Genomic DNA, 7608 nt, shown 5'->3' with positions numbered 1-7608 from the left:
TTGGATCGCCGGCGTCGCCGCCATGTGGCCGATCGCCGCACCGTACTACCTCTACAAACGGTATAGAAATGTCGGCCTCAACCTGTGACACGATCCCTCGCCGTCCAATCTTCGTAATGGTCGACGGTCGAGAGGTGTAGATTAGACTAGGCTTCGTGCGACATTCGCGCTGTGTATTCAGCAAGGCAGCTGGAATCTATCACCCATTGAGGGTTTCAACAAGGTCAAATAGCTCGTCACAGACGGGGTCATTGTCCGGTATCGAATCCAGACGAGGCGAAGCGAATTAGGGTCATCGCTCACGTCCACGATAGGATAGCAATTCATCGTACTGTATGTCTGTGACCCGCCCCTGCCATGCGTGCAGGTCACCGTCCGGAAGATGCCAGACGACCTCCCCCTCCGTCGGCACGGTCACGCCGTTCCGTGTCTCGTAGTTCCGCCAGTAGCCGGACCAGGACGTCAGCTCGTACCCGTCGTCCACGCGTCGATACCGATCGGCGTGGACCCTGGTCACCTCGTCGTCCTCGTTGAACGAGAACGTGAGGGAGGCAGACACGTCCCCGTCTTCGACGGTCGCTTTCGCCGTCCTGTCGTCGATCGACTCCCACTCGGTGCCCGCTGCAGGAAGGAGCGCGGTCGGATACCAGACCGCCTCAGCGAGATAGCGCATCAGTTCTGCTTCTTCTAACTCCGGACTCGAAGTGGCGCTGTCGAGCGGGATGACGCCGAACACGGATACGCTCGCAGTGCCCTCACGGTCACAGAACAGGTCACGGACACATAACGAGAGAAGCGGGGCGAGTCTGATCGACGCGTCCCAATAGAATCCCGGCGGATCTACGGTGACGTGCTGTGTCGCGGTAAACGGCTTCCACGGTGACGACGCACCACCAAGTCGCAGTTTGCCGTTCTGTTCGAGCCGAATCTGGTCAACGTACGGGTGTCCCTGAGGGAGTGCGTTGGTCAGGTACTCACGGACTGGATCGGGTAATCCTTCTACGTCGTCTTCCGTGAACACTGCCTCACTCCCACTGTTCGCGGACTGGCGAAGTTTGCCCACACGCCGGGTCGTCTCGTACTGTCGCCAGACGATGCCGGCGAGACCGACGATGAAGAGAGCGGCGGACACACTGAGAATGCGTTTGAGAATACGTGCGTGTCGCATGGGTACGGGACCGCGGCCCGCGTCTTAAGAGTAGTCCACTGACAGTCGTCGGATCGGCGAGAGCTCATCTACGATGTTCCTGCCCGGACTGGGTCTGAGTCGGGATCGATCGCCACCAGAAATCGACCCATCAGCCACAGACTGATGGCCGTCAGCGCTCCAAAGATGAGGATCTGGGGCAGCGGCACGGCCTGTCCATCGAGGGTCATGAAAACGATCATTGCGAGGACGGCCCCGCCGAGCGTAGCGATCTTCACGAGCAAGACGGCGGTAAACGCGTATCCCCAGGACCGACGGTTCCAGAGCCAGTAGGCCGTCAGGGCAAATGCGGGGACGATGATGCCCAGGTCCAGCGAGTAGATGACTGACGTCGGGAGTCCCGGTTCGGCGATGCTCGCCGGTGTCGTTCCTGCGAGGGTCGCCGGTAGAACCTCCGAGAGCCATAGGAGCGAGACTAATACGGCCAGCAACAGCTGGAGGGCGACGTAGGGGCGGACGGACGCCTCATCCAGGTCCCGTTTCAGCGTCGCCGCGTCGAGCCGAACCATCCCGCCGACGAACGTGAACAGTGTCAGCCAGAGCAACGTTATATACACGAGGTACAGTTCGTTGAACGCGGTCATGAAGGCATACGAGGCATAGGTATACAACAGGTAGCCAGTCACGCCGAGCCAAACGACGTAGCCTCGTAGCGACCCACGGTCTGCGTAGTACAGCGAAATAGCGAGTGCTGGAACGGCGACCATGAGCGTTAACAGGTCTTGCCCGTAGATCTGGGGAAGCAACACCGGGTCGTCGCGGTAGAAGTTCGGGACGAACAGTCCGACAGCGGTGGCAACGATCGTCAGCAGCAGCGTCGTGAGCGATGCGAAGCGGTACGTACGGGGGATCGGTGATTGGGACACGCTCACCATCTTAGGAGTTGCTCCGATTGGTATCGTAGTGGGCCAGTATGGTCTCCGACGTGGGTGATGACGGAACGTTGCATTCGGCGCGCGAAGTCATTTACCGAAAACATCATTCTGAGACACTGTATAGTTACAGGCATGAGTCGCCTCCTGACGTACGTGGGATCGATTGTCCTCCTTGGACATGGGATGATCCATCTTCTCGGCACCGCCGTGTATCTCGGACTTGCCGACGTCGCCGAGTTCCCCTACAAGACGACGCTCCTCGGCGGTGCGGTGAACGTAGGGGACGTGGGTATGCGTGTATTCGGGGTCCTTTGGGCTGTGGCTGCCATCGGATTCGTCGCCGCTGCCGGCGCAGTGCTCGTAGACTGGGACCACTGGCCGTTGGTGGTGGGTGCGGTTGCGATCTTTTCGCTGGGCCTTACCACCCTTGACTACACAGTCGCCTACGCTGGCATCGTCGTCAACCTGGGAATCCTCGTCGCAGTGGTGTATTCCTATTTCATCTGACACGGATACGTTGTCAGGGTGGTGCTGAGTGCGAGGTTAGATAGATTGCTTACGGTTCTCGTCCGCTGTGGGATGCGTTCGGCTCCCCATTGAGCGGAGATAGGTTACGGCCAATAACGCTGACACGAGGACCGGTAGAAACGTGAACACGGCTGCGATGGGGCTGACACTAACGGTGTCACCCATCATAAACACCAGCGTCATGATACTGATTGGAGCCGCGAGCGTTGCACCCAGGACCAATACGACCCCGGCGAAGACGTACCCCCAAGTGCGCTCCCGATACAACCACGCTCCAGAGAGGAGGATCGATGGTACCACGACGCCGAGGTCGATGACATGAGTCGCCATCGCCTGTTGGCCGGACTCTTCAATGAGGCTCGGTGTCGTCCCAGTGAGTAGCGGCGGTATGACGTCCGACAGCCAGAGTGCACCAAGACCGAGTCCGATGGCGGTCAGCGCTCCACTGTACAGTGCCACGTTGATTTGTCCTTCCACTGTCTGTCGGATTCTCTCAGCGTCAGTCGATACCATCCCATCGACGAACGTGAAGAGTGAGAGCCCGAACAGTGCGGTATAGACGAGAAACAGTTCGTTGAACGGGATTTGGATGGCGATGCTAGCCCACATGTACGTCATATATGCCAAACCACCGATCCAGATGATTCGGCCCCGCACCGAGCCCCGAATTGCGTACCAGAGCCCAGCAGCAAGAACAGGAATACCGACGACGAGGATCGTAAGGTCCTGTATTTGATACGCTTCCACGAGTTCTGGAGGGGCCTGATAGTGACCAGTCCGAAACAATCCGATCAGTGACGAAACAGCAGCAAGAACGAGAATGACGACCGTCGAGACGATATGCCATCGGCGGAGTTGGCGGACCATTGTATTGAAAAATCGCAACGAAGGGAATTAGCTTTTACTTGCAGCACCTATCCGGTGAGAACCACTGATCTCTATAGTAGCCACTGAAAGTCAATGCACACCCGATCGCACGACAGCTGTGCGATCGGTGTGTAAATAGTTTCAGTTGTTACTATAGTTGTGACGCACCCAGTTCCCGTAGTTGATTAGTGAGACTCCAGATGTAGGCCCCGTCACGTCCGCTGAAGATAGCTTCCCTAATGGATGTGATCTCTGAATGTTATACGCCAATTCTTCCATTTGCTGGATAAGACGAGTGAGTCGCGCGAGACATGAAGTGCCAAATTCCACTGGCTCAGAACCCTGCACATTCTGGATGCTCTCGTCAGATCAAAGAACCCCATAATTGAATAAGCGCCGTTTTTTGCCTTCAGAGAAGTTCTTACGCCAATTCTCCCAAACCATGGGCCCTGACGGATTCGAACCATCGACCACTCGGTGTCTCACGAACCCGCTCGCATGACCGGCGTTCGTTATGAGCCGAGCGCTCTAACCAGACTGAGCTAAGGGCCCTCCAAGTTGAACGAATCCGTCCACAATAGTTAACGCTTGCTGTCTGTTTTCCGCCGAGAAAAACGGCGGCGGGATTACGCGGTCAGCGCCTCGAGTTCGTCCTCGGTCAGTTTGTCCTCGAGTTCCTCGTCGCTGTGGGACTCGAGTACGTCCGCTCGTTCGTCCTCACTGAGTTCGGCGACGGATTCGAAGTGGTGGCACATAGCATTCGAATGCAGGCCGGCCGAGCCAATAAAGCCTGTTTCAGGCGTTTTGATGGCTAACAAGGGCCGGACTCGAGATAACAACGATACGAATTCCGAGACGACGCCCGCCGTGAATCGCGACGCGCTACTCGTCGTAATCCGCGAGCGTCTGATCGGTCGCCCCGGCGCGGTGACGGGTCGCCAGCCCCGCGAGGTGAGGCGCTTCGGGAACGATCAGCTGCTCGCAGGCGGTCTGGCAGGCGCTCGTACTTCCCGGGAGGCAAAACACCGGCGTGTCGACGGCGATTCCGGCCGTCGCCCGCGAGGCCATTGCGCGGGTGCCGACCTCGTCCCACGAGAGCGACCGGAACAGTTCGCCGAAGCCAGGCAGTTCGCGCTCGAACAGTGACGACGTTGCCTCCGGCGAGACGTCGTCGGCCGTGACGCCGGTCCCACCGGTGGTGCAGACGATGTCGATATCCTGTCGAGCGACGAGGCCCCGGACCGCGGTCCGGATCGAGGAGTAGTCGTCGCGGACGAGGACGCGCTCCTGGACCTCGTGGCCCTCGGACTCGAAGCACTCCTGGACCGTGTCGCCGCCCGGATCGTCCGGGTCGGCTTCCGCGGCGCGCGAACTCGAGACCGTGACTATTCCGACGTACAGCGGGTCGATGATGTCGTGGCCGTGATCGTCCGTGCTCCGTCGATCCGCTCTGTCAGCAGTCATATGCGTATCTCCATACTGGGGGCCGATAAGCGCTTCCCCGAATTCGTCGTGCGGTCATTCACGATCCCCTTCGGTCGTCCGTTCGGCACCCGAGATCGTCACCGTCTCGCCCATCGCCGTCGGCGCGGGGTTCTCGTAGCTGTCCCAGTCGTCCTCCATCTCGGAATCGGTCAGCAGACAGTCGTCGAGTCGGGATTCGAGGGCGTCCCACTCGAGGTTGCGACCGATGAGCGCCAGTCGATTCTCGCGGTCGCCCCACTCCTCACCCCACGAGAGGTCGGGCTGGCCCTGGCGGAAGGTCTCCTGGCGTTCCTCGGAGAAGCTGGCGATCCAGCGGCCGGTAACCTCGAGCGTCGTCTCCGTGCCGGCGAAGCTCGTCGTGATGGCCTGCTTCTCGCGGCCGGCGATCCACGTGAGGCCCTTCGCGCGAACGAGACCATCGGGGAGCGATCGCAGGAGCGACGCGAAGCGATCCGGATGAAACGGTCGACGACGGTGGTAGCTCTCGACCTCGATCCCGTACCGCTCGGGAGGGTGTTCGTGATCGTGCTCGCCACCGTGGTCGGGGTCGTCGTCATGTTCGTGATCTTCGCCGTGCTCGTGGCCGTGAGCGTGCTCCTCATCGTGGCCGTGTTCGTCGGTCTCGTCATGATCGTCCGCGTCGCTCTCGATCGCCTGCTTCCAGCCCGCCGACTCGCGGGCAGCGCTGAAGTCGAAGTAGTCGCCGTCGAGAAGGGTCTCGAGGTCGACGGCCCCGTGCTCGGTCGTCACGATCTCTGCCCCGGGCTGCAGCGCCTCGAGCAGCGCGACGACGCGGTCGCGTTCGGCCTCGTCGACGAGGTCGCACTTGTTAACGACGAGCAGGTCGCAGAACTCCACCTGCTCGAGCAGCAGGTCCGCGATGGGGCGCGTCCCGGTTTCGTCGGGACCCTGGCGAACCGGTGTTCCGTCGGCGTCGGCGAATCGGTCATAGAACCGCCGTGCGTCGACGACGGTTACGACGGCGGCGAGGTCGTACGGCCCACCCGCGGGACCGCGAACGAACTGCTGGGCGATCGGCTCGGGTTCGCCGACGCCCGACGCTTCGACCACGAGGTGGTCGAACTCCGCTTCCTTCCAGAGCTGGATCACCGCTCGCGAGAGGTCGCCGCCGAGGCTACAGCAGATGCAGCCGTTCTCGAGAGCGACGACTTCGTCCCCGGTCTCGAGGTCGGTGCGCGCTTCCACGAGGTCCGCGTCGACGTTGACTTCGCCCACGTCGTTGACCAGGACGGCGATATCGCGGTCTGCGGACTCGAGCAGCCCCGAGAGCAGCGTCGTCTTCCCGGCGCCGAGTTCGCCACAGAGGATGGTGACTGGAACGGACATCTACTCGTTTGCGAGCGCGAGTTCACGTCGGTCTTCCGGTTCGAACGGATCGGCGTAAGTCGACCAGTCGTCGTCCTCGAACTCTGCGTCGGTCAGCACGCACTCGTCGAGTCGATCGATCAGGGGCTCTTCGTCGAACTCGCGGCCGATGAAGACGAGGCGGGTCATCCGGTCGCCCCACTCCTCGTCCCAGTCCTCCTCGAGGCCGGGGCGGGCGGCGAAGTACTGCTCGCGTTCGGCTTCGGGAAGCGTCGCCAGCCATTGTCCGGACGGACCGGCACGGACGGACGTCCCTGCCTTATCGACGCCCATCGCGACGTCTTCGCGGCCGGCGCTCCAGAAAAACCCCTTCGCGCGGATCAGTTCGTCTGGCAGGTCCGAAAGGAGCCCGGCGATCCGCCCCGGGTGAAACGGCCGGTCGCGCTCGTAGACGAACGAGGTGACGCCGTGTTCCTCCTGGGGGTCGTGGTGGTGGTCGTGCTGGAGTTCGTGTTTCCAGCCCGCCGAGTTCGAGGCTGCCTGGAAGTCGAAGCGTCCCGTCCCGAGAATCTCGTCCGGATCGACGTCGCCGAACTCCGTCCGAACGAACTTCGCTCGCGGCTGGAGGCGCTCGAGGACGGTTTCGATCTCCGCGATGGCTTCGTCGGGGACGAGGTCGCACTTGTTCAACAGGAGGACGTCGCAGAACTCGATCTGGTCGAGGAGGACCTCCTCGGGTACGCGACCCGAATCACCGGAGAGCGCCTCGCTCACGAGCGCTTCGCCGGAGTCGAACGACTCCCAGAAGCTGTGGGCGTTGACCACCGTCACCATCGTATCGAGTTCGTAGGTGTCGGTTGGATCGAAATCGGCATCTTCGAACCCCATCGCGAACGTCTGGGCGACCGGAACCGGCTCCGAGATACCCGAGGATTCGACCAGCAGGTAGTCGAACTCGCGGCGGTCGGCGAGTCGACCGACCTCGTCGAGCATGTCGCCCCGGAGGCGACAGCAGATACAGCCGTTCGACATCTCGATGATCTCTTCCTCGCCGCCCAGATCGGACTGCTGGGTGACGTGTTCGGCGTCGACATTGACGTCGCCCATGTCGTTGACGACGACGGCGACCTCGAGGCCGTGGTCGGCGGTCAGTACGTGGTTGAGAACGGTCGTCTTTCCCGCACCGAGACTCCCACTCAGAACGGTCACTGGAATGCGTTCGTCAGTCATAGTCCGATTGTGAATACGAACCGTGCTCTTGTTAATGTTAGTTATTGGTCTCGGTCTGATTCTGAATAACAAACTCTATTAATCCAATTG

The 7608-nt window shown here is 60.8% G+C and carries 8 protein-coding genes and 1 tRNA gene; 1 reads left to right on the top strand and 8 read right to left on the bottom strand.

Translation table 11 applies throughout. The features are described from left to right. Nucleotides 1-292: 292 nt before the first annotated feature. Complete coding sequence (locus CV102_RS06700) at nt 293-1168, bottom strand: DUF6544 family protein (protein ID WP_233710641.1); 876 nt, start codon at nt 1166-1168, stop codon at nt 293-295. A gap of 68 nt (nt 1169-1236) precedes the next feature. After that, a complete protein-coding gene (locus CV102_RS06695) occupies nt 1237-2082 on the bottom strand; it encodes a hypothetical protein (protein WP_148857092.1) in 846 nt (281 codons plus the stop codon). A 132-nt stretch (nt 2083-2214) separates the two neighbouring features. Between CV102_RS06695 and CV102_RS06690 the strand changes: the two genes are divergently transcribed. Further along, nucleotides 2215-2589, top strand: coding sequence for an ABC transporter permease (locus CV102_RS06690; RefSeq protein ID WP_148857091.1), 375 nt, complete (start codon nt 2215-2217; stop codon nt 2587-2589). A 36-nt stretch (nt 2590-2625) separates the two neighbouring features. On the opposite strand, the gene CV102_RS06685 is transcribed toward CV102_RS06690, so the two are convergent. The 6 genes from CV102_RS06685 to CV102_RS06665 all read right to left on the bottom strand — a co-directional run bounded on the left by CV102_RS06685 (nt 2626) and on the right by CV102_RS06665 (nt 7518). Beyond that, nucleotides 2626-3477: a hypothetical protein gene (locus tag CV102_RS06685; protein WP_148857090.1), complete on the bottom strand. Its 852-nt coding sequence runs from the start codon at nt 3475-3477 to the stop codon at nt 2626-2628. A 443-nt stretch (nt 3478-3920) separates the two neighbouring features. Next, nucleotides 3921-4029: transfer RNA gene (locus tag CV102_RS06680), tRNA-Ile, on the bottom strand. A gap of 74 nt (nt 4030-4103) precedes the next feature. Then, on the bottom strand, nt 4104-4232 hold the full coding sequence (locus tag CV102_RS26990) for a hypothetical protein (RefSeq protein WP_267903116.1): 129 nt from the start codon (nt 4230-4232) through the stop codon (nt 4104-4106). 127 nt (nt 4233-4359) lie between these two features. Next, nucleotides 4360-4941: a MogA/MoaB family molybdenum cofactor biosynthesis protein gene (locus tag CV102_RS06675; protein ID WP_148857089.1), complete on the bottom strand. Its 582-nt coding sequence runs from the start codon at nt 4939-4941 to the stop codon at nt 4360-4362. A gap of 54 nt (nt 4942-4995) precedes the next feature. Continuing rightward, entirely contained in the window at nt 4996-6309 is a 1314-nt protein-coding gene (locus CV102_RS06670; RefSeq protein WP_148857088.1) for a CobW family GTP-binding protein, read from the bottom strand. Beyond that, complete coding sequence (locus CV102_RS06665; RefSeq protein WP_148857087.1) at nt 6310-7518, bottom strand: GTP-binding protein; 1209 nt, start codon at nt 7516-7518, stop codon at nt 6310-6312. It abuts the gene before it with no gap. Between the last annotated feature and the right edge of the window lie 90 nt (nt 7519-7608).

It is taken from the genome of Natronococcus pandeyae, assembly GCF_008122205.1.
Classification (GTDB): domain Archaea; phylum Halobacteriota; class Halobacteria; order Halobacteriales; family Natrialbaceae; genus Natronococcus; species Natronococcus pandeyae.
The sequence above is the reverse complement of the archived record's forward strand: the minus strand, read 5'-3'. Positions and strand labels throughout refer to the sequence as shown.